Source organism: Acidovorax sp. Root402 (assembly GCF_001425125.1).
GTDB classification, from domain to species: Bacteria; Pseudomonadota; Gammaproteobacteria; order Burkholderiales; family Burkholderiaceae_C; genus Acidovorax; species Acidovorax delafieldii.
In genome coordinates this window covers 405,883-431,507 of record NZ_LMDQ01000014.1, presented here as the reverse complement: position 1 = coordinate 431,507, position 25,625 = coordinate 405,883, and the positions used below count along the sequence as shown (strand labels likewise).

Sequence of the window (25,625 nt, the reverse complement as noted above, 5' to 3'; positions counted from 1 at the left end):
TGTGGTGCGGGCCGATCGGGGCATGTCGTGGGGTCAGTTACGGCGCACAAACACCACGTCCCACACCCCATGGCCCAGTCGCAGGCCACGGTTTTCGAATTTGGTCAGCGGGCGGTAGTCGGGTTGCGGTGCAAAGCCGTCTGCGGTGTTTTGCAGCAGGGGTTCGGCGCTCAGCACCTGCAGCATTTGCTCGGCGTAGGGCTGCCAGTCGGTGGCGCAATGCAGGTAGCCGCCCGGCTTGAGGCGTGCAGCCAGCTTGGCCACCAGCGGGGGCTGGATCAGGCGGCGCTTGTTGTGCTTTTTCTTGTGCCAGGGGTCGGGGAAGAAGATGTGCACACCGTCAAGAACGCCGGGCGGCAGCATGTGGTCGATCACCTCCACAGCGTCGTGCTGCAGGATGCGGATGTTGGTCAGCTCTTGCTCGCCGATGCGCTTGAGCAGGGCACCCACGCCGGGCTCATGCACCTCGCAGCACAGGAAGTTGTCATCAGGCCGCACGCGGGCGATATGGGCCGTGGCCTCGCCCATGCCAAAGCCGATCTCCAGCACCAGCGGGGCGCTGCGGCCAAAGGCGGCGGTGGCGTCCAGCGGGGCGGGGGTGTAGGGCAGCACAAAACGCGGGCCGAAGTCCTCAAAGGCCTTGGCCTGGCCCGTGGTGGTGCGGCCGGCGCGGCGCACAAAGCTCTTGATGGTTTTGGGGTGGGTCACACCGGCGGGGGCAGAGCCCTGTACGGCGGGCGCTGTGGGGGCGGCGGCTGCGACAGGCGCAGCACTGGCGGGGGCGGAAGCTGTGGTCAATTCGGTCACGGTGGGCCATTGTAGTTTCGTCGCCACGCCACCACCCACTGTGCCAGTGCGTCGGGTATGCAAATGTTGTGCAGATTTGCCACAGCGGGCAGGCCCAGTGCCAGCGCAGCGTGCGACAAGGCCACCAACGGGTTCTGCAGTTCCAGCGCCTGCGCGCCGTTTTGTTTGGAGAGTTTTTCGCCGTTGTCCCCGCACACCAGGGGGGTGTGCAGGTAGCGCGGTGTGGGCACCCCCAGGGCCTGCTGCAGCAGGATCTGGCGGGGCGTGTTGTCGGCCAGGTCCTCGCCCCGGACCACATCGGTGATGCCCTGGTCGGCGTCGTCCACCACCACCGCCAGCTGATAGGCCCACAGCCCGTCTGCGCGGCGCAGCACAAAGTCGCCCACGGTGGTCGCAACCTGTTGCTGTTGGCGGCCCAGGCGGCGGTCGTGCCACTGCAATAGCCCGTCCGCTACTGAATATGTAGCACCCCAGGCATGATCCACTAGCGCTATCGGCTGTTTTGGCTTGAAGCCTGTCACATTGAAGCGCCAGGAGCGCCCTGTGCGGCCATGCAGCCCATGGCGGCAGGTCCCGGGGTAGGGCAGTGCAGCATGGCGTTCACGCGCATGGCCCTGCGCGGCATGGGCATCTTCGACGTCCTTGCGTGAACAGGCACAGGGGTAGGCATCGCCCTGCGCCACCAGCTGGTCCAGGGCATGCTGGTACAGCCCGCTGCGCGCAGACTGCCACTGGGGCGGGGCATCGGGGTGCAGGCCACAGGCGGCGAGCTGCTGCAGGATGAAGGTGTCAGCCCCCGGCACGCAGCGGGGCTGGTCCACATCTTCCATGCGCACCAGCCACCGGCCGTTGTGTGCGCGTGCGTCCAGCCAGCTGGCCAGCGCGGCCACCAGAGAGCCCGCATGCAGCGGGCCCGTGGGAGAGGGGGCAAACCGCCCCACATAGCGCCCTTCAACGCGTACTGCGGGGCTGCCCTTGTCGTGCGGCGTTGCGCCCACGCCCCGCGTCATGCCACGGCAAGTGCCAGTTCCAGGCCTGACACAAAGGCATCTTCCAGCCGGTGCCCCAGGCACCAGTCTCCGCACGCACCCAGGCCGGCCTTGGCGTCCCACAGGTGGCTCTTGCCCAGCGGGTGGGTGGTCTGCGCATAGCGCCAGCGGCGGGTGTCGGCATGCGCGGGCTCGGCCCGGATGCCGGTGACCTCGGCAAATGCCTTGAGCAGCTTGGCCTGCACGCGGGCTTCGTCGTCTTCGAGGTGTTCTGCCGACCAGGCGGGGCTGGCCTGCACCGTCCAGCGCTCCACCACATTGCGCCCCGGCTTGGACGACTCGCGCGCCAGCCAGGCAATGCGGTGGTGGGTGCTGCGCGCGGCGTTCCATTGCGGACCCAGTGTGGTCAGGCCCGGGCGCACGGCCTGCGGGTAGGCCAGCATCAGGGTCCAGCAGGGGGCAATGGCCACCTTGGACATGGCGTCGGCCAGTGGGGAGTCGAGTCCGGAGCCAGAAATCAGGGCCTGCGCAGGCACGGAGGGCTGGGCCAGCAGCACGGCATCGAAGCCTGCGTACACATGTTGCCCGCCGCCCGCGCCTTCGGTGCGCAATTGCCAGCCTGGTGCGTTCACGGCGTCGGGTTCGATGCGGGTGACGCGGGTGTGGGTGATGAGCTGACCTGCCTGAACCAGGGGGGCGGCCCAGGTGGTGACCAGCGACTGCATGCCCGGGCTGGCCACCCAATGGGCCTCGCGGTGGGGCAGGCCCACGGCGGCTACGCGGCCTGCAGCGTCCAGCACCCGGACCGAATTGGCGCTCCAGCGCTTGCAGATGCCGGGCACGGTGTCGATGGCGCGGGCAAAACGCGGGTCGCGCACGGTGAAATATTGGGCGCCGGCATCAAAGTTGCCAAAGGGGCTGTCGATGGTGGCGGTGCGGCCACCGGCCTGGTGGGATTTTTCGAACACCGTCACCCGGTGGCCGGCCTGGACCAGGGTGCGGGCGCAGGCAATGCCCGCCATGCCTGCGCCGATGATGGCGAAGTGGCGCTGCGGTTTGCCGGAGGGGGTGACTGGGGTGGCGGGCGCTGCGGAGGCCGCAGGGATAGGGGCGCTGGTGCGTCGGAGCCGTTTGGCGGGGAGAGGATCAGGTTTGCTCATGGGAGGCCTTTCGGTGACGGTCGGCAAAAGAAATGCGATGCAGAACCAACAGGAACCACTCTACACGCGGTGCCGGCCTGTGCGCACTTGATCAGGGTCACAAATGATGGTGGTTTTCCAGCAGAGCGCGGCGTGTGGCGGGACTTTGCAGCTGGTTCAGCCACCACTGCAGCGCGCGGCCGGGTGCGGTGAAGCCGGGACCACCCCAGGCGTAGTGCACGCGCACGTTGCGTTCGGGCCGGGCCACGCGGCGCGCCACCAGGCGCCCGGCTTCTAGGTAGGGGCGCACCATGGGTTCGGGCAGAAAGCCTCCGCCCAGACCGCGCAACTGCACGCGCACCTTGGCCTGCATGGTGTCCACCGTCAGCACGTCCTGCCCACCCAGCAGGCCCATGGTGGCGCCGCCCCGGGTGGCCGAATCGGCCACTGCCACGGCGCGGTGCTCCAGCAGCGTGGCGTCGGAGATGGGCTCGGGCGCGGTGGCCAGCGGGTGATGGGGCGCTACCACGTAGATGAAAAGTACGTCACCCAGCAGCCCTTGCTGCAGGCCGGCCACGTTGTTGCTGGCCACCGAGACGCCAATGGCCAGGTCTGCGCGGCCGGAGGTCAGCGCCTCCAGCGTGCCGGTCATGATGCCGTCGCGCAGCTTCAGCCGCGTCGGGGGCTTCATGGCATAGAACGCGTCCACCAGCTCCAGCAGGGTGTGGGGCGAAATGATGCCGTCGATGGATAGCGTGAGCTGTGGCTCCCAGCCCGTGGCCACGCGGCGCACGCGGTGGGCCACGGCGTCGATGTCTTGCAGCAGGCGCGCGCCTTCGCGCAGCAGCTCCACCCCGGCCTCAGTGGGGCGGGCTTGGCGTGCGCTGCGGTCGAACAGCAGCACGTCCAGTGCGTCTTCGATCTGGCGCACGCGGTAGGTGAGGGCGCTGGGCACCAGGCCCAGTTGCCGTGCGGCGGCGGCAAAGCTGCCAGCCTCGGCAATCACCTGCAGCATGGTCAGCGCATCGGGGGTGAGGACATCGCGGGCGTTTTGCATGGTGGCGCCATGTTAATTCAGATTATTTGAACAGTGCCATCAATCCGTCTGTGCCCGCAGAGGTGGCTGCGGTCCTACAGTCGAGTCTTGAAAGGAGCACTCACATGCTGACTGTTCGTAAATCGCAAGACCGGGGCCACGCCGACCATGGCTGGCTCAATTCCTTCCACAGCTTCTCGTTTGCCGGGTACTACGACCCTGCCCACATGGGCTTTGGCAACCTGCGGGTCATCAACGAAGACCGCATTGCGCCGGGCACCGGGTTTGGCACCCATGGCCACCGCGACATGGAAATCATCAGCTACGTGCTGTCGGGCGAACTGGCCCACAAGGACAGCATGGGCAACGTCAAGGGCATCCCGCCCGGTGACGTGCAGCGCATGAGCGCAGGCACCGGCGTGCAGCACAGCGAGTTCAACCACGCTGCTGGCCAGACCACGCATTTTCTGCAGATCTGGATCGAGCCGAATGTGCGCGGCATCCCGCCGAGCTACGAGCAAAAGACCTTTGCCGAGGCTGAAAAGCGCGGCGCCCTGCGCCTGGTGGCATCGCCCGACGGCGCCCAGGGCTCGGTGAAGATCCATGCTGACGCAGCCTTGTATGCGGGCTTGCTGGATGGTGACGAGTCCGCCACCCTGGCGCTGAACCCCGCCCGCAAGACCTATGTGCACCTGGTGCGTGGCGCGCTGAGCGCCAACGGCCAGGCCCTGTCGGGCGGCGACGCGCTGCTGATGGAAAAGGAAACCACCTTGTCGTTGACCGATGGCCACGACGCCGAGGTGCTGGTGTTTGACCTGGCCGCCTGATCTTTACTTCGTAACCACTTTCACTCAGGAGTTCTTCACCATGTTCACATCCCTGCAAAACCCTCTGGCCCTGGCATCGCGCCTGCTGCTGGCCGCCCTGTTCCTGCCTGCAGGCATCGGCAAACTGACCGGCTTTGCCGGCACCGTGGGCTACATCACTTCGGTGGGCCTGCCCATGCCCACGGTGGCGGCAGCGGTTGCGGCGGCGGTCGAAGTGCTGGGCAGCCTGGCGCTGATCTTTGGCGTGGGCACCCGGTTTGCCGCACTGGCGTTGGCCTTCTTCACGCTGGTGGCCAGCTTCTTCTTTCATGCCTACTGGAACCTGCCCGCTGACAAGCAAATGATGCAGCAGCTCATGTTCTTCAAGAACGTGGGCGTGACCGGCGGCCTGCTGGCCCTGGCAGCGTTTGGCGCCGGCGCCTGGAGCCTGGACGCACGCCGCTCGGACCGCTGATCCGGTTGGCATGGAAAGGGCCTGCAATCCGCAGGGGTGCAGGTTCTGGCATTCAATCTCGTCGTTGGTTGTCGTTCTGTTGGTAGTTCTTTTGGTTCTTTCCCCTGGTCTCGTTCCCTCATCGTTTCAACAGGAGTTATCTCATGGCACACATCGCAGTTGTTTACCACTCGGGTTATGGTCACACGCAGCGCCTGGCGCAGTCTGTGGCGGAAGGTGCAGGCGCCCAGCTGGTCGCTATTGATGCAGAGGGCAACCTGCCCGAAGGCGGCTGGGAAACGCTGGCCGCTGCCAGCGCCATCATCTTTGGCTCGCCGACCTACATGGCGGGCCCCAGCTGGCAGTTCAAGAAGTTTGCCGACGCATCTTCCAAGCCCTGGTTCAGCCAGGCCTGGAAGGACAAGCTGTTCGCGGGCTTCACCAACAGCGCCAGCACCAATGGCGACAAGCAGATCACGCTGGACTACATGTTCCACCTGGCCATGCAGCACGGTGGCATCTGGGTGGGCAACGGCATGATGCCCGCCAACTCCAAGGCGGCCACGCGCAACGATGTGAACTGGATCGGCTCGTTCAGCGGCGCCATGTCCCAGTCGCCGTCCGACGCCTCGGCCGCCGAGATGTTCCCTGGCGACCTGGAAACGGGCAAGCAGTTCGGCCAGCGCGTGGCTGACGTGGCCCGCCGGCTCGACCGCTAAGCCCACTTTTGGCGCTACAGTGGCGCGCCCCAATACAACCAGGAGAACACCCCATGGCAGTTGAATTGCGGCGCGTCCCCGGCGCGCCCATGGCCCAGACCGTGCATATCCGCGCGCACGATCTCGTGGCCGATGGCAGTGTGGAGGAGGGCGGCGCTGACAGCGGCCCCAGCCCGCACGACCTGTATGACGCTGCCCTGGGGGCCTGCAAGGCGCTTACGGTGTTGTGGTACGCACGCCGCAAGGGCCTGCCGGTGGAAGATGTGCAGACCGTGGTCGAGCGTGACGCATCGGACGAACGCACGGGGGTCTACCGCCTCGCGACCCGGCTGCAGGTCAGCGGTGACCTCACCGATGCCCAGATCGCCGAGCTGGAAACCGTGGCGCAGAAATGCCCTGTGCACAAGCTGATGACCACGGTGACGACCGAGATCAGCACTTCGTTGGAGCGTGCATCATGAGCGATACCCCCAGCTTTCTGCCCCTCACGGGCCATGCCAAGGACCTGGGCGGCGGTTTCACCGTGCGCCGCCTGCTGCCCGCTGTGCAGCGCAAGGCCGTGGGGCCCTTCCTGTTTTTCGACCACTTCGGTCCGGTGACGGTGGAACCGGGCGACAGCCACGATGTGCGGCCCCATCCGCACATTGGCCTGGCGACGGTGACCTATTTGTTCTCTGGTGCCATCATGCACCGCGACAGCCTGGGCTACGTGCAGCAGATCGAGCCCGGCGCCATCAACTGGATGACGGCGGGGCGCGGCATCGTGCACTCCGAGCGCCGCCCGGAGAGCCTTGCGAACCAGGCTTATGTGAACCATGGCATCCAGCTTTGGGCTGCGTTGCCGGCCGCCCACGAGGAAGCCGACCCCTCGTTTGTACACACGCCTGCGGCGGCCATTCCGGAGCTGCTGGTGGATGGAGCCACCGTGCGGGTGTTGATCGGTGGGGCCTTTGGTCAGACCTCGCCGGTGGCCACGTATTCGCGCACCTTGTACCTGGACATTCAGTTGTCTGCCGGCGCCACGATAGAGATTCCGGCGCTGGTGCCCGAGCTGGCGGTGTACACCGTGGATGCACCCGTGTCGCTGAACGGCGATGAGGTGCCTGCGCACATCCTGGCCGTGGCGGAACCCGGCCAGCCCCTGCGCCTGACGGCGGGCGAGAGCGCCGTGCGCCTGATGGTGATTGGCGGCGAGCCGCTGGATGCGCCACGCCACATGTGGTGGAACTTTGTCTCCAGCCGCAAGGACCGCATCGTGCAGGCCGCCAGCGACTGGGAGGCCCAGGCCATGGGCCAGGTGCCGGGCGAGGTGGAGTGGATACCCCTGCCGGAACACCGCTTCAAGGCGTGATCAAAGTGTGATATGGGATAAAAATGGGCTGTAGCGCTAGTACATCAAGCGCTGACAGCTCATTATTTGATAGCGCCTTCTGTAGCGGCTGCAGCCGCTGTAGGCGTGTCGATGGCGAGCCCGGTGTCCAGTACGCGGCGCTCGTCAAACACAAAACACCCGCCGTGGTAATGCGCGCCGTCTGTCAGCTCAAAGTATTTCAGGATGCCGCCCTCCAGCTGGTAGACATGGGGCAGGCCTTCGTCACGCATGAGGATGGCGGCTTTTTCGCAGCGGATGCCGCCGGTGCAGAAGCTCACCACCGTCTTGTCCTGCAGTTCGCTTTTGTGCGCGCGCAGTGCAGGGGGAAACTCGGTGAACTTGTCGATGCGCCAGTCGATGGCGTTGTCGAACGTGCCTGCGTCCACCTCGAAGGCGTTGCGGGTGTCGAGCGTGACCACTTCGCGGCCGTCGTCGTCATGGCCCTGGTCCAGCCAGCGGCGCAGCGTGGCCGGGTCTACCGAAGGCGCACGGCCTGCGGCGGGGCGGATGGTGGGGTGGTCCATGCGGATGATCTCGCGCTTGACCTTGACCAACATCTTGCGAAACGGCACCGTGGCCGACCAGCTCTCCTTGGGCTCCAGGTCGGCAAAGCGTTCGTCGGTACGCAACTGAGCCACAAAACCCCGCACCGCGTCGACCGGGCCCGCCAGAAAGAAGTTGATGCCCTCTTCGGCCAGCAGGATGGTGCCCTTGAGATGGGCGGCCACTGCACGCTCATGCAGCACATCGCGCAGCGCGGCGGCATCGGGCAGCGGCACGAACTTGTAGCAGGAGATGTTGAGGACGGTGTCGGTAGTGTTCACGGCAGTAAAAATGCACAAAGGCCCGCTGGCGGGCCTGTGGGTCACAGTGGCCGGGCTGCGCCTCATGCGCCGCTCGGCGTATTCGGGTCAGGCCGCAGGCGAAAGCAGCGTGGACTCGATCTTGTTGGCCAGCTGGGCAATGGCCAGTGCAGCCGGGCAGCCGGGGGTCTGCAACAGCAGCAGCTGGCGGCGCATCACGGCGTCGCGCACCGAGGGGTCGGCCGGGATGTCGCCCATGTGGATCAGCCGCATGGGGCGACCGGATTCGGTGCTCACAAAGCGGTCGAGCACCTGCTGCAGCTGGCTGGTGATGGCGCGGCCGTCGCCCGGACGCGCCGCCTGGTTGATGACCATGCGCACATGCTGGCGTTTTTGCTGCATGGCCAGCACCTTGATGGCAGCGTAGGCGTCGGTGAGCGAAGTAGGCTCGGGCGTGGCCACGATCAGCACCTCGGAGGCCAGGGACACCGAGAACAGCACCACGTCGGAGATACCGGCGCCGGTATCGAGCAGCACCACGTCGTAGCGCGGCGTGAGCGCCTGGATCACGTTCAGGAACTGGTTGCGCACTTCGGGCGTGAGGCGCGAATACTCCACCATGCCAGAACCGGCCAGCAGCACGTCAAAGCCACCGGGCGCGGCGATCACAGCATCGTCCAGTGCGGCCTTGCCGGTGAACACGTCGTGCAGGGTGATCTTGGGGTGCAGGTTCAGCACCACGTCCAGGTTGGCCAGGCCCAGGTCGGCGTCGAGCACCAGCACGCGCTGGCCTCGGCGGGTGAGGGCGGCGGCCAGGTTGGCTGATACGAAAGTCTTGCCCACACCGCCTTTGCCGCTGGTCACCGCAATGATGCGGGCGCCAGGAGCGGCAGAGGCCAGGGGGGCGGCAGGGCCTGCAGGGGCTGCAGGCGTTGTGGGTTGGGGGGACAGCGCGTCGCTCATCATCTAACTTTCAGTAGGCGCTGCCTGTTGGGTTGGGGTCCAGTGGAGGCAGGTCGCCCCAACCCGAAGGGGTGTAGAGCGGGCCAAACAACAGGCTTTTCTCTTCGGCACTGACGGTGCTGTCGGGTTGTTCCTCGATGCTGACGCGGTTGCGGCCCGACGCCTTGGCCTGGTAGAGCTGGTGGTCGGCCCGGTCGGTCCACAGCAGGGTGGTGGAGCGGATCCACTGCATGGCAAACGCGCCGCCGATGCTCACGGTGACGTTCAGCTCCACCGTGGGGGAAATGCGGATGGGCGTGTTGGCCACCGCGCGCCGGATGCGTTCTGCCACCACGCGGCCAAAGGCAGCCTGGCAGGCCGGCAGCACCACGGCAAATTCTTCGCCGCCGTAGCGGGCCAAGGTGTCCATGGGGCGCACGCAAGCACTGAGCGTGCGGGCCACCGACTGCAACACCACGTCACCAGCCAGGTGGCCGTGGGTGTCGTTCACCTTCTTGAAATGGTCGATGTCCAGCATCAGCAGCAGGGCCGCCTCGCCTGAACGTGTGACGCGGTCGATCTCGCGCTCGAGCACCGCGCGGAAATGTCTGCGGTTGGCCAGGCCGGTGAGCGGGTCTTTGAGCGACAGCTCGCACAGGCCATCGATGAGACCCTGCAGGTACAGGGAAGGCACCTCGCGGTGCAGTGCTGCCTCGCTGCCGCCGGCCTGAGCCACCAGAGCGTGAGCAGTATCCAGGCGAAGGTCGCGCAGATCTACCAGATGAGAGGCCGCAGAGTCAGACACAAATTGGAACAAAAAGAGTTAGGCAAGTGTACCAGCGCGCCAGCAAGAACAGGGCCAACGCAAGGCCGGCGCAGCGTAGGTAAAACCCGGCTCACGCCCGCGCCACGGGCTGGGGAAGCTGCTGCAGTGCCACCAGCGCCTCGGCATCGGTGCGGTACATGGCCAGCCCGGGGCCCAGCTTCAGCAACCCCGCCTGCCGCAGCACCTGCTCTGCTGGCAGCTTCAGTCCGCTCAGATGCAATGTTCCACCCCGCAGTTCCATTTGCGCCAGCAACTGGGCGAAGGTTTCCACGCCGGTCACATCGATGCGGTTGATGGGCTGCGCCAGCAGACACAGGTGCAGCACCTCGGGGTGGGCGGCCAGGTGTTCGGTCACGCGCCGCTCCAGAGCGCTGGCAGAGGCAAAGTCCAGCTCTGCGTCCATGCGCAGCGCCAGCAGCCGGGGTGCCAGTGGCGGCAAGTGCCACAGGTGCCGGTCGCGCAGGCTCCCATCAGGGTGCAGGCCCACTTCAATGATGCGCGGGTGCAGTCGCTGGTAGAGAAAGTGGCTCAGATTCATCAGCAAGCCCACCAGCACACCCCAGTACATGCGCGGCGCCGTGGCCAGGGTCAGGGCAAAGGTGACGCCGCCGATCACTGCCTCTACCCGCGACACCCGCCACAGCCTCATCAGGGTGTCCGGTTTGATGAGGCTGGTGACAGCTGTGACCACGACCGCCGCCAGCACCGACTGTGGCACGTGGTACAGCGCGGGCGTCAGCCACAGCAGCACGACCAGCACCAGGCTGATCGCAAACAGTGTGGCCCAGCCCGTCTTGGCACCGGCGTAGAGGTTGATGGCCGAGCGCGAAAACGACGCACTCGTGGCAAAACTGCCGCATAGGCCACTGCTGATCTTGGCCAGGCCCTGGCCAATCAGGTCCTGGTTTTCGTTCCACTGCTCCTTGGAGCGCTGGCTTTCCACCTTGGCGCTCGATGCCGTCTCCAGAAAGCTCACCAGCGTCACCACCAGCACGGGCATGACCAATGCACTGAAGCTGGACCAGGGCAGGGCACCGGGCCAATAGGGCGCTGGCAAGCCCGATGGCAAGGCGCCCACCACTGCGCCACCTGCATCGGCGTAACCCACAGCCCAGCTCAGAGCACCCGCAGCACCCACCACCACGATGGCCGCCGGGAACTGGGGCAACACGCGGCGCGCCAGCATCAGCAAAGCGAGGCTCCCCAGGCCGAAGCCCGCTGCAGTCAGGTCGAACAGCCCCAGCGATGGCGTGGACAGCAGGGCGCCCCAGTCGGCAGCCCGCAACCCGGTCAGTGCCCCCAACTGCGACCCCAGGATCAGCAGGGCCGCCGCCTGCGTAAAACCATTGAGTACGGGTGAGGTCACGAGGTTGAGCAACCAGCCAAAGCGCGCCATGCCCATCACCATCTGCAGCAGACCCGACAGCAGGGCCATCCATGCCGCCAGGGCCACCCACTGCGCACTGCCTGGCTCCGCCAGGCCGGTGAGCGAGGCGCCGATCAGCAAACTGGTGAGCGCTGTGGGCCCCACCCCCAGCCGCGTGGATGAGCTGAACAGCACGGCGACCAGCGCCGGAATCAGCGATGCGTAGATGCCCGTGACCAGCGGCATGCCCGCCAGCGCCGCGTAGGCCACACCCTGCGGTACCAGCATCAGCCCCACCGTCATGCCCGCCCAGAACTCCCCTTTGAGCAGTTGTCGGTCAGGGCGGGGCCATTTCAAAAAAGGAAGCCAACGGGCGAGCGAAGACACGGTCATGCCCCGATTGTCACCCGCTCCGCAGGGAGTGCGGCCGATGCGCGGCTGGCGTTGCCGTCCTACAAGCACTTCGGCGATGTCCGACCCGCAAGCCGCGGCCTGCTGCATACAGTAGGCCATGTTTCAACCGCAAGGAGTCATTGCATGAACCCCAAGAATCTGATCGACCGTCCCGCCCATCGCGTTGCGAGCATTCTGGCCGTGAGTGCCCTGGCCTTGGGCCTGGCCGCCTGCAACAAGACCGAAGAGCCCACCGTGGGCCAGCGACTGGACTCTGCCGTCGAAAAGACCGAACAAGCCGCAGCTGACGCCCGTGTGAAGGCTGAGGGCGCGATGCAGAACGCAGAGACCAAGATGGAGCAGGGCGCGGCCAATGCGGAAGCCACGGCCAAGCAGGCAGCCAACTCCGCCAAGGGCGTCATCGACGATGCCACCATCACCGCCCAGGTGAGCGCGGGCCTGGCCAAGGACCCCGACCTGAGCGCCGTCAAGATCAATGTAGACACTGTCAACGGCAAGGTCACGCTGAACGGGCCCGCACCCTCCACGGTGGCCCGTGACCGCGCCGAGACCATCGCCAAGGGCGTGAGTGGCGTGACCTCGGTGAACAACCAGCTGGTCGTGACGGCTGGTTAATGCCAACCTGCAGGGCTTGTGGTGCATGCATCCCAAGCCCTGCGGTGTGATCGCCAATCGATCTAAGCGCCGCCCGGGTCACTCCGGGCGGGGCGCTACCATGGCTGGCATGAAAGACCACGACATTGATCTTGCCACCCATATCGTCCACCACGACTACCAGCCTCCCGCCGGGTTTGTAGCCCCCCAACCGGGGGTTTTCAAGGCCTCCACCGTCATCTTTCCCAGCGTTGCAGCCATGCGCTCGCGCGAGTGGAAAGACAAAAGCGGCTACACCTACGGGCTGCACGGCACGCCCACGACCTTCATCCTCGAAGAGCGCCTGTGTGCGCTGGAGGGCGGTCTGCAGTGTGTGCTGGTGCCCAGTGGCTTGGCGGCCATTGCCAACGTGGGGTTGGCGCTCCTCAAGCCCGGCGATGAGGTGCTGATTCCCGACAACTCCTACGGGCCCGGCAAGGATCTGGCCAATGGCGAACTCGCCCGGTTCGGGATCACCCATGTGTTTTACGACCCGTTGGATCCGGCCGACCTGGCTGCCCGCATCACGCCGGCCACCCGTCTGGTCTGGCTGGAGGCGCCGGGCTCTGTCAGCATGGAGTTTCCGGACCTGTGCGAGCAGGTGCGCATTTGCCGCGATAGGGGCGTGACAACCGCGCTGGACAACACCTGGGGCGCGGGCCTGGCGTTTGCGCCCTTTGACCTGACGGGCGACGGCAGCCTGGGGGTGGACATCTCGGCCCATGCGCTCACCAAGTATCCGAGCGGTGGAGGTGATGTGCTCATGGGCAGCGTGATCACGCGCGACCCGGGCCTGCACATGAAGATCAAGCTGACGCACATGCGGCTGGGACTGGGCGTGGGGGCCAACGACGCCGAGGCCGTGCTGCGTGCGCTGCCCAGCATCGGACTGCGCTATCGCGCCCACGATGACGCTGCCCGCCAGCTGGCGCGGTGGTTTCAGCATCAACCCGCCATTGCGCAAGTGCTGCACCCCGCGCTGGAAGGCGCGCCCGGCCATGCGCACTGGAAGGCCCTGTGTGGTGCCGCTCACGGCGGGCAGGGGCTGGCAGCTGGCCTGTTCAGCGTGATGATCGACGCCCGGTACACGCAACAGCAGGTGGATGCCTTCTGCGATGGCTTGCGCTTGTTCAAGCTGGGCTACAGCTGGGGCGGCCCCATGAGCCTGGTCGTCCCTTACAACATTGCCAGTATGCGCAGTCGGCCGCCCGCCCATTTGAAGCCTGGCACGCTGGTGCGGTTTTCGATCGGCCTGGAGGCTGTGGAGGACCTACGGCGCGACCTGCAACAGGCGATGGAACGCGCCTTCACCCAGGGCTGAGCGGCCTCGGCAAGGGTCCGGCGCGGCCCACTGCCGCTGGATTTGGTGTGGGATACGGGCTTTCCTCAGTGGCGCAGCCGAACGGGCGGGCTTAGTGTGGCGGCATGAACGCGACATCCTCCAAGCCTGCGCCGGACACCCTTGGCACCCCTGACACCTCCGAGGCCCGGCAGGCGGAGGCCATTGCCGACCGCGTGAAGGCCCAGACCGCCCAGCCCGTGCAGCTGCAGCAGTTGCGCGTGGCCGACGCATTCCGGTGGCTGCGGCGCGGCCTGGACGATGTGCGCGCCGCGCCGGGCATTGCCTTGTTCTATGGCGTGTGCTTCTGGGTCATGGCAGGGGTGCTGGGCTGGGTGTTCCGCACGCGGCCTGAATACACCATGTCGCTCGCCAGTGGCTGTCTGCTGGTGGGGCCATTTCTGGCCATGGGGCTTTACGACACCAGCCGTCGGCGCGAGGCGGGCCTGAAGCCGCAGCTGAGCGAATCCCTTACCTGCTGGGACAGCCACATGGGCAGCATGGGCATGCTGGTGCTGGTACTGGTGGTGCTGGAGCTGCTTTGGGGCAGGGCCTCGCTGGTGGTGTTTGCCGTTTTCTTCAACACCGGCATGCCCTCGACCACCGGCGTGTTGCAGGCGGTGTTCAACCCGCAGAACTGGAGCTTTGTGGCGGTGTACACGGTGGTGGGCGGTGTGTTTGCGGCGCTGGTGTTTTCCACCTCCGTGGTGTCCATCCCCATGATTCTGGACCGCGACACCGACGCACTGACTGCGGGCATCACCAGCATGCGTGTAGTGATTGAAAACCCCGGGGTGATGCTGCTGTGGGGAGCATTGATCACCCTCATCGTGGCCGTCTCGCTGTGGTTCTGGGGGGTGGGCCTGGTGCTGGCGGGGCCTGTGCTGGGCTTTGCCAGCTGGCATGCGTACCGAGCTGCCGTCATTCCGCTGCAGCGTACCCCGGCAGGGGCCTGAAAACCCCGTCCTGTTACAGTGAGTCTCAACTTCAGGAAGCAACTACCTTGGCAACACCCAACTACGGATACGAAAAACGCCAGCGCGAACTCGCCAAAAAACAAAAAAAGGAAGAGAAGCTGAGGGCCAAAACACAGCGCAGGCCGAACGATCCGCAAGGGGATGACCAGCCCGCTGATGACCAGCCAGCGGACGCTGCAGGCCATCCCGAGCAGCCTGCAGGCTGAGTGACCTGGCTGCGTCACAGGGGTCCGCTGCACCAATCGCCGCGCCCTGTGCATCTGCGGTCTCTGGCGGTCTGCAGCGTTGCAAATACTCGCAACAGCTACGGCCATTGCTGCGTTTGCGCCTGGCAGCCCCTCCCGATCCGCAGCGCACACTGACCGCTCGATGCGTGCAGCGAATCCCTAACGCAGCAGCTTTTTGAGCTCTGGCCACACGTTGGCCAGCATTTGCGGATGCGCTTCGGCGCGAGGGTGAATGCGATCGGGTTGGAACAGGCGGGTCGGGTCTGGTCCGTCAGCCACACCCTTCAAGAAAAATGGCACTACAGCCGCCTTGTGGGCCTGCGCCACGGTGGTGAACAGGCCCGCAAACTTGTTCGCGTAGTCGGTGCCATAGTTGGGTGGCACCTGCATACCCACCAGCAAGACCTTGGCCCCGGCCTTTTGCGCCGCTTGGGTCATCCAGGCCAGGTTCTCTTCGGTGTTCTTGAGCGGCAGGCCGCGCAGGGCATCGTTGCCCCCCAGTTCAATCACCACATGGCTGGGCTTGTGCTGCGCGAGCAGTGCAGCCAGGCGCGAGCGGCCGCCCGAGGTGGTCTCTCCGCTCACGCTGGCATTGACCACGGTGGCTGCGAGCTTGTCTTGCGCCAGTTGTTTTTCCAGCAGTGCCACCCAGCCTGTGCCCCGCGCCAGGCCGTATTCGGCGCTGAGCGAATCCCCCAGCACCAGAATCACCGAAGGGCGTCCGGCGGTCCCTGCCTTGGCGGCGGCCTGCGCAAAGGCCGTGGGCGCACAAAGCCCCACCACCAGGCCGATAGATGCGCTCAGGATAAAGTGGCGCCGTTGCTGCAGATTGCGAATCAAAGTAAAGAGCCTTTCATGTCCGAACCCTCCCCGCTGCCCAAGACACCGCCCGCCACCCCCATCATTGCCGTGGAGCATGTGTTCAAGTCGGTGACGGATTCCACCGGAACCCTCGACATTCTGCGGGATATCGATTTCCGCCTGGCTGCCAGGGAAACGGCGGCCATCGTCGGTGCCTCGGGCTCGGGCAAGAGCACGCTGCTGTCCATCATCGCGGGGCTCGATACCCCCACGCGTGGAACGGTGCGGCTGGACGGCCACGACCTATTTGCCATCGATGAAGATGCGCGGGCTGCATTGCGGGCCCAGAAGGTGGGTTTTGTGTTCCAGAGCTTCCAGCTCATGGGCAACCTCACAGCGCTGGAGAACGTCATGCTGCCGCTGGAGCTGGCCGACCGCCGCGATGCACGCAAAGCCGCCACCGAGATGCTGGCGCGCGTGGGGCTGGGGCAGCGCCTGTCGCACTACCCCAAGGTGCTGTCGGGCGGCGAGCAGCAGCGCGTGGCCTTGGCCCGGGCGTTTGTGGTGCAGCCTGCCGTGCTGCTGGCCGATGAGCCCACGGGCAGCCTGGACTTTGCGACCGGCGAAACCATCATGAAGCTCATGTTCGAGCTCAACCGCGAGTTGGGCACAACGCTGGTGCTGGTGACCCACGACCGCGCGATCGCCGCGCAGTGCGAGCGGCGCATCACGATCGATGCAGGGCGCGTGGTGTGAGTGGTAGGCGGGTTTTTGAGTGTTTTGGGCTGCAGGCGCTAGCGAAACATGCGCGAGCAGCTATGAATTTGATAGTGGTCTGAGGGAGTGGGCTGCGCCCAGCGGATAATCCCCCCATGTCCAGCCCCAAAGTTCTCTTCGGCTTTCACGCCGTGGGCGTGCGTCTGAAGACCGCGCCGCAATCCATCATCGAGATTTACTACGAAGCCACGCGCCGCGATGCGCGCATGCGCCAGTTTCTCGACCGTGCCCGCGAGGCCGGTGCCCGCCTCATCGAAGCCGACAGCGTGCGCATTGCCAAGCTGGCGGGTAGCCATGGCCACCAGGGTGTGGCCGCGCGCGTGGAGCCCGTGGCGCAGGTCACCTCGCTCGATGAGCTGCTGGAAAACCTCGAAGCCGCAGGCATCGAGCAGCCCCTGCTGCTGGTGCTGGACGGCGTGACCGACCCGCACAACCTGGGCGCCTGCCTGCGTGTGGCCGACGGCGCGGGCGCCCATGCCGTCATCGCTCCCAAGGACCATGCCGTGGGCATCAACGCCACCGTGGCCAAGGTGGCCAGCGGTGCGGCCGAGACCATGCCGTATTTCATGGTCACCAACCTCTCGCGCACCCTGAACGAACTCAAGGAGCGCAACATCTGGTGCATTGGCACCAGCGACGATGCGCCCAAGACCATTTATCAAGTGGACCTGAAAGGCCCCGTGGCCCTGGTGCTGGGCGCCGAGGGCGACGGCATGCGCCAGCTCACGCGCAAGACCTGCGACGAGCTGGTCAGCATCCCCATGAAGGGCGCGGTCGAGAGCCTGAACGTGTCCGTGGCCAGCGGTGTGTGCCTGTACGAGGCGCTGCGCCAGAGGACTTGATCCTCGGCCCGCTGGCTCCACCGACGAAGGCACCATGCTGGACACCGTGAAAGCCTGGGTCCGGCAAAGCCAGCGCATCGCCGTGCTGACGGGCGCAGGGGTCAGCGCTGAATCTGGCGTGCCGACCTTCCGCGATGTGCAGACGGGCTACTGGGCGCAGTTTCGCCCCGAAGACATGGCGACCGAGGCAGGCTTTCGCGCCCACCCACAGCGGGTGTGGGACTGGTACCAGTACCGGCGCGACCTGCTGGCTGGCGTGTCGCCCAACGCAGGGCATCTGGCGCTGGCCGACTTTCAGCGCCGCCACCCCGACTGCATCACCCTCATCACCCAGAACGTGGACGGGCTGCACCAGCGCGCGGGCAGCACCGGCGTGCTGTGCCTGCACGGCGACATTTTTCAGGACCGCTGGCTCGACACCCCGCGCAACTGCTGCTTCATCGATCACGCAGTGGCCGGCCACCCGCCGTACTGCGACCGCTGCGGCAACCTGCTGCGTCCGGGCGTGGTGTGGTTTGGAGAGTCTTTGCCGCTGGCGACGTTGGAGGCCGCCGAACAGGCGGCCAACCAGTGCGACCTGATGCTGGTGGTGGGCACGGCCGGTGCGGTGTATCCCGCAGCCAGTCTGGCCCACCAGGCTCGGGCCGCCGGTGCCAGGGTGGTGGTGCTCAACCCCGCGCCCAGTGCGTTGGACGATGCAGCGCACGCGGTGCTGCGCGGCACGGCGGCGACGGTGCTGCCGCAGTTGCTGGGCGATTGAGCGGGTGTGCGTGGCGCAGGCGCTCAGTCCCGGGTTGCGCGGTGCTGCAGGGGCTCACACGCTGTCGAATCCCGGTAGAAACCCTGATTTGACGTACTCCTGCCACCCTTTGTCGCACAGCTGACAGGCGGGGAGGCGCTCTGGCCGGTAGCCTGCCCCACCTTTGTTTTATCTGCCCTGCACACCATGAGCCGTCGCCACTTTCTTTTGCGTGCCACCCAGGCCGTTGCCGCCACTGGCCTGCCCGCATGGGCCCACACCGCGATGGCGGCCGAGGAGGCGTTGACTGCGCGCTCCATCACCCTGGGCTGTTCCATTGCCCTGACGGGCCCGCTCGGCCAGGCAGGCATCGAGCAGGTGGCGGGCATGAAGGCCGCGTTTGCCGAGGTGAATGCCGCTGGCGGCGTGTTGGGCCGCGAGATCCGCATGGAGGTCAAGGACGACGGCTATGTGGCTGCGCGCACGCTCAAGAACGTGACCGACATGGTCGATGCGCAGTCGGTGTTCGCGCTCATCTCTCCGCTGGGCACGGCCAATACGGCGTCTATCCTGCCGCTGATCGAGTCCAAGGGCATCCCTACGGTGGGCCCGGTGACCGGTGCCACGTCGCTGCGTGCAGCAGCCAACAAGCACGTGTTCTTCTTGCGCCCCAGCTACCGCGAGGAGACACAGCGCCTGGTCAAGCAGATCGTGGACATGGGCCTCAAGCGCATTGCCGTGGTGTACCTGGACAACCCGTTTGGCAAAGAGGTGCTCAAGGACATGTCTGCGGCGCTGGACGAGATCAAGGTCGAGCGCGGTGGCGAGTTTGCGCTGGCCGTGGACGGCAAAAATGGCGCCGAGCTGGCCGACAAGGTGGCGGCAGAGCGCCCCGGTGCCGTGCTGCTGGCCACCACGGGCACGGCCAACACCGCGTTTGTGCAGGCTTTCCGTGCCAAGGCGCAGGGCGTGCCGCTGGCCGGCCTGTCTGTCACGGTGATCTCGTCGGAGCTGCCCAAGCTGGCCGCGTCCACGCGCGGCCTGGCGCTGGTGCAGGTGTTCCCGGATGCGAACTCCCAAAAGTCGGTGGTGGTGCGCAAGTTCCAGAGCACCATGAAAGCCACGGGGGGTGATCCTGCGTTCTTGAACAGCGGCAGCGCGCTGGAAGGTTGGCTCAACGCCCAGATCATGATCGAAGGCCTGAAGAACGCAGGCAAGGAGCCCACGCGCGAACGCCTGCGCGCCGGGCTGATGGCCATCCGGTCTCTGTCGTTTGGCGACTTCAACGTGGGCTTTGGCAACAAGGCGCCCTACATCGGCTCGGACGCCATCTACCTGGCGATCTACGCGGAGAACGGTCGCCGGATCAGCTGATGGGCCGAGGGGGCGTCGTTCCATTCAGCCCGCAACCCGTCAAGCCATACGCCTAGGGCCTGCGCACGCGCGGGTTCTTTTTTGTTGGGTTCAGCCTTGGGTGCTGGCAGCGTCCAGCTGGGCCAGCGCATCACGGTCCAGTTGCAATTGGGCAGCCTTGACCAGCTCGTGCAGCTGGGCCATCGACGTGGCGCTGGCAATGGGGGCGGTGATGCCCGGTTGCACCATCTGCCAGGCCACGGCCACTTGGCCGGGCGTGGCGTTGTAGCGGTGCGCGACGGCGTCCAGCGCCGCCAGAATGCGCAGCCCCCGGTCGTTGAGGTACTTGGCCGTGGTGTTGGCGCCGCGTGCGCTCTTGGCGGCGTCGGCTGCCGTGCGGTATTTGCCGGTGAGGAACCCGGCGGCCAGCGCATAAAAGTTGATCACGCCGACCTGCTGCTGCACACACAGCGGCTGCAGCGCGTCTTCAAACACGGCGCGGTCGTACAGGTTGAACAGCGGCTGCAGGCTTTCGTAGCGGGGCAAGCCCAGGCGTTCGCTGGTCTGCAGGGCCTCCTGCAGGCGGGCGGCGCCGTAGTTGGAGGCGCCAATGGCACGCACCTTGCCGGCGCGGATGAGGTCGGCATACGCGCCCAGCGTGTCGGCCAGCGGCACGGTGGTGTCGTCGTCGTGCGACTGGTACAGGTCGATGTGGTCGGTCTGCAGGCGCTGCAGCGATGCCTCCACCGCCTGGCGGATGTAGGCGGGGCGCAGGCCCACCTTGCCATCCCCCATGTCCTTGCCCACCTTGGTGGCCAGCACGATGCGATGGCGCTTGCCGCTGCGCTTGAGCCAGCGGCCGATCACCGATTCGGATTCACCCCCGGTGTGCCCTGGCGCCCAGCGCGAGTACACATCGGCGGTGTCGATGAAGTTGAAGCCTGCGTCCACCCAGGCGTCGAGCAGTGCGAAGGAGGTGGCTTCATCGGCCGTCCAGCCAAACACATTGCCGCCAAAACACAAGGGCGAGACCTGCAGGCCCGAGCGGCCGAGGGAACGGAGTTGCATGGATGTGCCTTTCAAAAAAGAGATAGAAATCGTGCCAGTTGCCGGGGTTGCGCAGCGCACCCCGGCCACCCAAAGCCTCAGACCAGCCCCAGTGCACCCAGCAGCGCACCGGCGCCCAGCATCCACAGCAGGTGCAGCTTGGTGCGCCAGACCAGCACCGTGGCTGTGGCGGTCAGCAGCCACAGGGGCCAGTCGGTGGTCCATTCGCCATGGGCGCGCGCCAGCACCCAGGACGTAGCCACCAGCAGGCCGATCACCACCGGGGCCATGCCTTGCTTGAAAGCGCGCACGCCGCGCCGCTCACGGTTGCGGTGGCCCCAGCGCGTGGCCGTCCAGGTCAGCAGGCTGCTGGGCAGCATCACGCCCAGCATGCACACCGCCATGCCCAGCGCGCCCAGCAGCCAGCCAGCCACGCCGGGGCCGCCTGCATTGATGCCCACGTTCCAGCCCAGCAGGGCGATGAACAGCACGTTGGGGCCCGGTGCGGCCTGGGCGATGGCGATGGAGGCGTTGAACTGCGGGTCGGTCAGCCACGCCTGGCGCTCGACCAGAAAGCGGTGCATGTCGGGCGCGGTGGCAATGGCGCCACCCACAGCCAGCAGCGACAGCGACAGGTAATACAGGAACAGGTTGAGCCAGTCGCCGATGCTCAGGGCCATCAGCGGTGCGGTGAGGGGGGCGGTGCTGCTCATGGTGCGAGCTTTCTCCAGGTCAGCAGGCAGGCGGCCCCGCCGATCACCGGCAGGATCCAGAACAGCGGCCAGCGCAGCCAGGCCATGGCCACGATGGTCAGCGCCGTGATGGCCAGGCACAGGGGGCGGCCGAGCGGATGGTTGCGGATGGAGACAAACAGCTTGATACCCACCCCGGCAATCAGGCCTGCCGCCACGGCCCCCATGCCACGCAACGCGCCTGCCACGGCCGGTTGGGCAGAGAACTGCGCATACACCACCGCCAGCGCCAGCACCAGCATCAGCGGAAACGTCAGCATGCCCGCCAGCGCTGCAAACGCGCCGCGCAGGCCAAAGTAGCGGTCCCCGATCATGATGCTGAGGTTGACCACGTTGGGGCCCGGCATGATCTGCGCCACGGCCCAGTCTTCGACAAACTCCTCGTTCGTCATCCAGCGTTTTTTCTCCACCAGTTCGCGCTGCACGACCGCCAGAACACCGCCAAAACCCTGCAGCGCCAGCCAGGTGAAGGACCAGAACAGATCGGTCGGGTTGCGGGGCTGCGGGCGCGCAGGCGTTTCGGTGCGGGGGGGTGAGGCGGTGGCGGGTGCCATGGGTGCAAGATTCAGTGAAAAGTGGCTGATGCGCCGGTAATTCATGCCTTTATAGCTATCATTGTGATAGCTTTTTGGTGATGCGGCGGCCCCCGTGATGTTACGCGCGCATGAGGCGGTGCGCTGGCGTCGGGGCGTCGTCATCGGGCAAGCCCGGGGCGGCCATTGGTGCACGCGCGCAAGGCGGTGTGCCGCTATGCTGCCGGGTGGTACGCCCCCCGGGCCCTGGATTCATCCATAGAGACAAGGACACCCCATGAAACTCATTCGATACGGCCAGCCTGGTGCAGAACGCCCCGGTCTGGTGGACGCCCAAGGCACGCTGCGCGACCTGTCCATGCTGTTGCCTGATATCGGCCCCGCGCAGCTCAGCCCGCGCGCCCTGTCGGCGCTGGCCGCCATTGACGCGCGCCGCCTGCCTGCCGTCTATGGCTCGCCCCGCCTGGGCAGTCCGGTGGGCGGTGTGGGCAAGATCGTGTGCGTGGGCCTCAACTATGCCGACCACGCCAAGGAGGCGGGCATGCAGCCGCCCGCCGAGCCAGTGCTGTTCATGAAGGCCGTGACCGCCCTGAGTGGCCCCAACGATGATGTGCGGATACCGCCCGGCGCCACCAAGACCGACTGGGAGGTGGAGCTGGGCATCGTCATCGGCACCCGCGCCCGCCATGTGTCCGAGGCCGACGCGCTGGCCCATGTCGCCGGTTATGTGCTGGCCAACGATGTGTCCGAGCGCGCCTGGCAGTTGGAGCGTGGCGGACAGTGGGACAAGGGCAAGAGCTACGACACCTTCGCGCCCATCGGCCCCTGGCTGGTGACGGCCGATGAGGTGGCCGACCCCCACGCCATCGACCTGTGGCTGGAGGTGAATGGCCAACGTGTGCAAAACGGCAGCACGCGCAATTTCATTTTTGGTGTGCCCACCGTGGTGTCGTACATCAGCCAGTTCATGACCCTGGAGCCGGGTGATCTCATCCTGACCGGCACGCCTGCAGGCGTGGGCCTGGGGCAAAAGCCCGCGCCGTGGTTCCTCAAGCCCGGTGATGTGATGCGCCTGGGCGCCACGGGGCTGGGCGGGCAGCTGCAAAAGTGCGTGGGGGGGTGACGATGGGCAGCAGCTGGGTGCTGCTGCGCCGCGTGTCGCGGGTTGGTTCGGACCTTCTCAGTCCAGCTTGCCGCGCAGCGCGTGGCCCGCGTTGCGCCAGCCCGCCTGCTCCCGGTACTTGACCTTGAAGGTCTTGAGGTCCGCCTGGCTTTCGTACTTGACCCGGAAGATGCTGAACGTGGCCTGGGGAGCGTGGTCCACAAAACACCATACCGCGTCGCCCTCGGCCTGTTGCGCGTGCGGCATTTCGTACCAGCAGAGGTCGGCCTGGCTTTCATAGGGCACCTCAAACACCTTGGCGTCGGCAGCAGCGGCGTGCGGGGCTACCAGAATTTTTGCCATGTGCAATCTCCTGTGAAAAGCGCGAAGCGAATCAGCCCATGGTGCGCAACCCTACGGCCCCGCGCAGTGGTACATACCCGCCCTGCGCGCGGCCCGAGCGCAGCGCCTGACAGGCGTTCGCGCCACCGGCTGACAGGCCGGTTCCTGCCAGCGGCACACACTGCCCCGTGATGCAGCCTGTGCGCTGCGTTGCAAGGTGTGCCATGTCTCTGTTCCCCCGTTGTGCTACCCCCGGTTCTGATGGCGCGCAAGGCAGGCGCGCCCCTTGCGAGGCGCACAGTGGCTGGAGTCGCAGCAAGCATAGGGTGGTGGCCGTGATCGGCACTCTTTGCGCCTTGAGTGCCTGCACTGACCCCGTCTCCCTGCCGCCCGAAGCGGGCATGGGGCGGTCGCCCACGCTGCCCCCGCCCACGTCGGCGCTGCTGCCCACCGTGCACATTGCACCCGCCCAGGCCTGGCCAGCCGGCACACAGCCCGTGCCGATGAACGGCCTGCGAGTGACGGCACTGGCCACGGGGCTGGACCACCCGCGCTGGCTGCTGGTACTGCCCAACGGGGATGTGCTGGTGGCTGAGAGCAACGCGCCCCCCAAGCCTGACGATGCCAAGGGCATCAAGGGCTGGGTCATGAAGCGGGTGATGAAAAGCGCCGGAGCCGGTGTGCCATCGGCCAACCGCATCACCTTGCTGCGCGATGCCGACGGCGACGGCATTGCCGAAACCCGCACCACCTTTGCCGCCGATCTGAATTCGCCGTTTGGCATGGCGCGGGTGGGCAATGCCCTGTATGTGGCCAACACCGATGCGGTGCTGCGCTTTGACTACACCCCGGGACAGACGAGTTTGGTGGGCCCAGGCACCAGGCTCATCGACCTGCCCGCAGGCCCCATCAACCACCACTGGACCAAAAATCTGATCGCGAGCCCTGACGGCAGCAAGCTCTATGTGACTGTGGGATCCAACAGCAACGTGGCCGAAAACGGCATGGCCGCCGAGGCCGGGCGCGCCGCCATCTGGGAGGTGGACCGCCTGACCGGCAGGCATCGCGTGTTTGCATCGGGCCTGCGCAACCCCAACGGCCTGGGCTGGCAACCCGACACCGGCGCGCTGTGGACGGTGGTGAACGAACGCGACGAACTGGGCAACGACCTGGTGCCCGACTACCTCACCTCAGTCGAAGACAGCGCGTTTTACGGCTGGCCCTACAGCTACTTCGGCCAGAACGTGGACGTGCGCGCGCAGCCACCCCGGCCCGACCTGGTGGCCCAGGCCGTCGCGCCCGACTATGCATTGGGCTCGCATGTCGCCCCGCTGGGCATGGCTTTTGCCAACAGCCCGGCGCTGGTGCCAGCGCTGGCGAGCGGCGCTTATGTGGGTGAACATGGCTCGTGGAACCGCAAGCCCCGCAGCGGCTACAAGGTGGTATTTGTGCCATTTGCCAACGGCCAGCCTGTGGGGCTGCCGGTTGATGTGCTCACGGGCTTCGTCAGCCCGGACGGCAAGGCCTGGGGCCGCCCGGTGGGCGTGGCCGTGGACCCGCGCGGTGCGCTGCTGGTGGCCGACGATGTGGGCAACACCGTGTGGCGTGTGACGGGTACCCCCGGTCCCTGAGCTGCGCATGACTGTTGGGCCGTACTTCATGCAACTGAGCGAGCGGTTGATTTGACGGGGTGCCCCATTGGCACCTACCCTGCAGGAACTCTCACCTCACACCACAACCCGCCCATGACCTCAGCCGCACGCCGCCTGCACCTTGAACGCCACCGCTCTGACCGCATTGGCTGGCTACGCGCCGCTGTGTTGGGGGCCAATGACGGCATCGTGTCCACCGCCAGCCTGGTGGTGGGCGTGGCGGCTGCGCAATCGAGCCAGTCCACCATCGTGGTGACGGCGGTCGCTGGGCTGGTGGCGGGCGCCATGTCGATGGCGGCGGGCGAATATGTGTCGGTGCATTCGCAGGCCGACACCGAAAAGGCAGACCTTGACCGCGAGCGCGCGGAGCTGGCCACAGACCCCGCGGCCGAGGCGCGCGAACTGACCGCCATTTACGTCGGCCGGGGCCTGACCCCCGAGCTGGCCCAGCAGGTGTCGGCGCAGCTGATGGCGCACGACGCGCTGGGCGCACACGCGCGGGACGAGTTGAATGTGTCCCCGGCGCTGGCCGCCCGTCCGGTGCAAGCGGCCCTTACATCAGCCGCCAGCTTTGCGATAGGGGCAGCACTGCCGCTGGCTGTTGCCGTGGTGGCGCCCGCCAGCAGCCTGCTGTATGCGGTGGCGGGCTCGGCGCTGGTCTTTTTGGCGCTGCTGGGGGCTGTGGCAGCGCGCACAGGTGGCGCAAGCATGGCCGTGGGGGCCTGGCGCGTGACCTTCTGGGGGGCCCTGGCCATGGCCATCACGGCGGGGGTGGGGGCGTGGTTTGGGGCGCCGGTGTGAAGACTGCCAGCGCGCCCGCCGCACCACGGGCTGAG

Annotated in this window: 30 protein-coding genes; 16 read left to right on the top strand and 14 right to left on the bottom strand. The window is 66.5% G+C overall.

Features of this window, described 5'->3' with window-relative positions; genetic code table 11:
* Positions 1 to 33 precede the first annotated feature (33 nt).
* From trmB to ASC83_RS13150, 4 genes are all read right to left on the bottom strand, one after another.
* Positions 34 to 807, bottom strand: a complete 774-nt coding sequence (trmB, locus tag ASC83_RS13165) for a tRNA (guanosine(46)-N7)-methyltransferase TrmB (RefSeq protein ID WP_056063176.1) — start codon at positions 805 to 807, stop codon at positions 34 to 36.
* On the bottom strand, positions 804 to 1,817 hold the full coding sequence (gluQRS, locus tag ASC83_RS13160) for a tRNA glutamyl-Q(34) synthetase GluQRS (RefSeq protein WP_056063174.1): 1,014 nt from the start codon (positions 1,815 to 1,817) through the stop codon (positions 804 to 806). Before gluQRS ends, trmB begins: the two co-directional genes overlap by 4 nt.
* Positions 1,814 to 2,956, bottom strand: a complete 1,143-nt coding sequence (locus tag ASC83_RS13155) for an NAD(P)/FAD-dependent oxidoreductase (protein ID WP_156379497.1) — start codon at positions 2,954 to 2,956, stop codon at positions 1,814 to 1,816. The genes gluQRS and ASC83_RS13155 overlap by 4 nt, the downstream gene beginning before the upstream one ends.
* 97 nt (positions 2,957 to 3,053) lie before the next feature.
* Positions 3,054 to 3,992: a LysR family transcriptional regulator gene (locus tag ASC83_RS13150; RefSeq protein ID WP_056063168.1), complete on the bottom strand. Its 939-nt coding sequence runs from the start codon at positions 3,990 to 3,992 to the stop codon at positions 3,054 to 3,056.
* Between the two features lie 104 nt (positions 3,993 to 4,096).
* Here ASC83_RS13150 and ASC83_RS13145 point away from each other — a divergent pair, with 104 nt between their 5' ends.
* The 5 genes from ASC83_RS13145 to ASC83_RS13125 all read left to right on the top strand — a co-directional run bounded on the left by ASC83_RS13145 (position 4,097) and on the right by ASC83_RS13125 (position 7,301).
* Positions 4,097 to 4,798, top strand: coding sequence for a pirin family protein (locus tag ASC83_RS13145; RefSeq protein ID WP_056063164.1), 702 nt, complete (start codon positions 4,097 to 4,099; stop codon positions 4,796 to 4,798).
* A 40-nt stretch (positions 4,799 to 4,838) separates the two neighbouring features.
* Positions 4,839 to 5,252 (top strand): DoxX family protein, encoded by a 414-nt coding sequence (locus ASC83_RS13140; protein ID WP_056063161.1) that lies wholly within the window; start codon positions 4,839 to 4,841, stop codon positions 5,250 to 5,252.
* A 143-nt stretch (positions 5,253 to 5,395) separates the two neighbouring features.
* Positions 5,396 to 5,950, top strand: coding sequence for a flavodoxin family protein (locus tag ASC83_RS13135; protein WP_056063158.1), 555 nt, complete (start codon positions 5,396 to 5,398; stop codon positions 5,948 to 5,950).
* Between the two features lie 53 nt (positions 5,951 to 6,003).
* Entirely contained in the window at positions 6,004 to 6,411 is a 408-nt protein-coding gene (locus tag ASC83_RS13130; RefSeq protein WP_056063155.1) for an OsmC family protein, read from the top strand.
* Positions 6,408 to 7,301: a pirin family protein gene (locus ASC83_RS13125; RefSeq protein ID WP_056063152.1), complete on the top strand. Its 894-nt coding sequence runs from the start codon at positions 6,408 to 6,410 to the stop codon at positions 7,299 to 7,301. Before ASC83_RS13130 ends, ASC83_RS13125 begins: the two co-directional genes overlap by 4 nt.
* 62 nt (positions 7,302 to 7,363) lie before the next feature.
* Here ASC83_RS13125 and ASC83_RS13120 read toward each other — a convergent pair whose 3' ends face one another.
* The 4 genes from ASC83_RS13120 to ASC83_RS13105 form a co-directional block, all read right to left on the bottom strand.
* Positions 7,364 to 8,146 (bottom strand): sulfurtransferase, encoded by a 783-nt coding sequence (locus tag ASC83_RS13120; RefSeq protein ID WP_056065045.1) that lies wholly within the window; start codon positions 8,144 to 8,146, stop codon positions 7,364 to 7,366.
* An 87-nt stretch (positions 8,147 to 8,233) separates the two neighbouring features.
* On the bottom strand, positions 8,234 to 9,088 hold the full coding sequence (locus tag ASC83_RS13115; RefSeq protein WP_056065043.1) for a MinD/ParA family protein: 855 nt from the start codon (positions 9,086 to 9,088) through the stop codon (positions 8,234 to 8,236).
* A 10-nt stretch (positions 9,089 to 9,098) separates the two neighbouring features.
* Positions 9,099 to 9,872 carry a GGDEF domain-containing protein gene (locus tag ASC83_RS13110; protein ID WP_056065041.1) on the bottom strand — a complete coding sequence of 258 codons (774 nt, stop codon included), beginning with the start codon at positions 9,870 to 9,872 and terminating at the stop codon, positions 9,099 to 9,101.
* A gap of 91 nt (positions 9,873 to 9,963) precedes the next feature.
* Positions 9,964 to 11,652 (bottom strand): SulP family inorganic anion transporter, encoded by a 1,689-nt coding sequence (locus ASC83_RS13105; protein ID WP_056063147.1) that lies wholly within the window; start codon positions 11,650 to 11,652, stop codon positions 9,964 to 9,966.
* 144 nt (positions 11,653 to 11,796) lie between these two features.
* Here ASC83_RS13105 and ASC83_RS13100 point away from each other — a divergent pair, with 144 nt between their 5' ends.
* The 4 genes from ASC83_RS13100 (at position 11,797) to ASC83_RS23555 (ending at position 14,828) form a co-directional block, all read left to right on the top strand.
* A complete protein-coding gene (locus ASC83_RS13100) occupies positions 11,797 to 12,288 on the top strand; it encodes a BON domain-containing protein (RefSeq protein ID WP_056063145.1) in 492 nt (163 codons plus the stop codon).
* 100 nt (positions 12,289 to 12,388) lie between these two features.
* Entirely contained in the window at positions 12,389 to 13,627 is a 1,239-nt protein-coding gene (locus ASC83_RS13095; protein ID WP_056063141.1) for a PLP-dependent transferase, read from the top strand.
* 104 nt (positions 13,628 to 13,731) lie between these two features.
* The gene (locus tag ASC83_RS13090; protein WP_200938934.1) at positions 13,732 to 14,601 is read left to right on the top strand and encodes a DUF2189 domain-containing protein; all 870 of its coding nucleotides are present in this window, start codon (positions 13,732 to 13,734) and stop codon (positions 14,599 to 14,601) included.
* A gap of 47 nt (positions 14,602 to 14,648) precedes the next feature.
* Positions 14,649 to 14,828, top strand: coding sequence for a hypothetical protein (locus ASC83_RS23555; RefSeq protein ID WP_082522446.1), 180 nt, complete (start codon positions 14,649 to 14,651; stop codon positions 14,826 to 14,828).
* Between the two features lie 180 nt (positions 14,829 to 15,008).
* Here ASC83_RS23555 and ASC83_RS13085 read toward each other — a convergent pair whose 3' ends face one another.
* Positions 15,009 to 15,689, bottom strand: coding sequence for an arylesterase (locus ASC83_RS13085; protein ID WP_056063138.1), 681 nt, complete (start codon positions 15,687 to 15,689; stop codon positions 15,009 to 15,011).
* Positions 15,690 to 15,704: 15 nt separating this feature from the next.
* On the opposite strand from ASC83_RS13085, the gene ASC83_RS13080 reads away from it, so the two are divergent.
* From ASC83_RS13080 to ASC83_RS13065, 4 genes are all read left to right on the top strand, one after another.
* Positions 15,705 to 16,406: an ABC transporter ATP-binding protein gene (locus ASC83_RS13080; RefSeq protein WP_056063137.1), complete on the top strand. Its 702-nt coding sequence runs from the start codon at positions 15,705 to 15,707 to the stop codon at positions 16,404 to 16,406.
* A 116-nt stretch (positions 16,407 to 16,522) separates the two neighbouring features.
* Positions 16,523 to 17,269 carry a 23S rRNA (guanosine(2251)-2'-O)-methyltransferase RlmB gene (gene rlmB, locus ASC83_RS13075; RefSeq protein WP_056063133.1) on the top strand — a complete coding sequence of 249 codons (747 nt, stop codon included), beginning with the start codon at positions 16,523 to 16,525 and terminating at the stop codon, positions 17,267 to 17,269.
* A 34-nt stretch (positions 17,270 to 17,303) separates the two neighbouring features.
* Positions 17,304 to 18,029: an NAD-dependent deacylase gene (locus ASC83_RS13070; protein WP_056063130.1), complete on the top strand. Its 726-nt coding sequence runs from the start codon at positions 17,304 to 17,306 to the stop codon at positions 18,027 to 18,029.
* Between the two features lie 186 nt (positions 18,030 to 18,215).
* Positions 18,216 to 19,382, top strand: coding sequence for an ABC transporter substrate-binding protein (locus tag ASC83_RS13065; RefSeq protein ID WP_056063128.1), 1,167 nt, complete (start codon positions 18,216 to 18,218; stop codon positions 19,380 to 19,382).
* Positions 19,383 to 19,472: 90 nt separating this feature from the next.
* On the opposite strand, the gene ASC83_RS13060 is transcribed toward ASC83_RS13065, so the two are convergent.
* The 3 genes from ASC83_RS13060 to ASC83_RS13050 all read right to left on the bottom strand — a co-directional run bounded on the left by ASC83_RS13060 (position 19,473) and on the right by ASC83_RS13050 (position 21,714).
* Entirely contained in the window at positions 19,473 to 20,429 is a 957-nt protein-coding gene (locus ASC83_RS13060; RefSeq protein WP_056063126.1) for an aldo/keto reductase, read from the bottom strand.
* A gap of 77 nt (positions 20,430 to 20,506) precedes the next feature.
* Positions 20,507 to 21,121 carry a chromate transporter gene (locus ASC83_RS13055; RefSeq protein ID WP_056063123.1) on the bottom strand — a complete coding sequence of 205 codons (615 nt, stop codon included), beginning with the start codon at positions 21,119 to 21,121 and terminating at the stop codon, positions 20,507 to 20,509.
* Entirely contained in the window at positions 21,118 to 21,714 is a 597-nt protein-coding gene (locus ASC83_RS13050) for a chromate transporter (protein WP_056065038.1), read from the bottom strand. The genes ASC83_RS13055 and ASC83_RS13050 overlap by 4 nt, the downstream gene beginning before the upstream one ends.
* Before the next feature lie 256 nt (positions 21,715 to 21,970).
* Here ASC83_RS13050 and ASC83_RS13045 point away from each other — a divergent pair, with 256 nt between their 5' ends.
* Positions 21,971 to 22,816 carry a fumarylacetoacetate hydrolase family protein gene (locus ASC83_RS13045; RefSeq protein ID WP_056063120.1) on the top strand — a complete coding sequence of 282 codons (846 nt, stop codon included), beginning with the start codon at positions 21,971 to 21,973 and terminating at the stop codon, positions 22,814 to 22,816.
* 57 nt (positions 22,817 to 22,873) lie between these two features.
* On the opposite strand, the gene ASC83_RS13040 is transcribed toward ASC83_RS13045, so the two are convergent.
* Together ASC83_RS13040 and ASC83_RS23955 are read right to left on the bottom strand one after the other, a co-directional pair.
* Positions 22,874 to 23,158 (bottom strand): DUF6150 family protein, encoded by a 285-nt coding sequence (locus ASC83_RS13040; protein ID WP_056063117.1) that lies wholly within the window; start codon positions 23,156 to 23,158, stop codon positions 22,874 to 22,876.
* A 31-nt stretch (positions 23,159 to 23,189) separates the two neighbouring features.
* Complete coding sequence (locus tag ASC83_RS23955; protein ID WP_156379496.1) at positions 23,190 to 23,363, bottom strand: hypothetical protein; 174 nt, start codon at positions 23,361 to 23,363, stop codon at positions 23,190 to 23,192.
* A 130-nt stretch (positions 23,364 to 23,493) separates the two neighbouring features.
* Here ASC83_RS23955 and ASC83_RS13035 point away from each other — a divergent pair, with 130 nt between their 5' ends.
* Positions 23,494 to 24,768: a sorbosone dehydrogenase family protein gene (locus ASC83_RS13035; RefSeq protein WP_369816975.1), complete on the top strand. Its 1,275-nt coding sequence runs from the start codon at positions 23,494 to 23,496 to the stop codon at positions 24,766 to 24,768.
* 114 nt (positions 24,769 to 24,882) lie between these two features.
* Positions 24,883 to 25,590 (top strand): VIT family protein, encoded by a 708-nt coding sequence (locus ASC83_RS13030; RefSeq protein ID WP_056063112.1) that lies wholly within the window; start codon positions 24,883 to 24,885, stop codon positions 25,588 to 25,590.
* Positions 25,591 to 25,625: the final 35 nt, after the last annotated feature.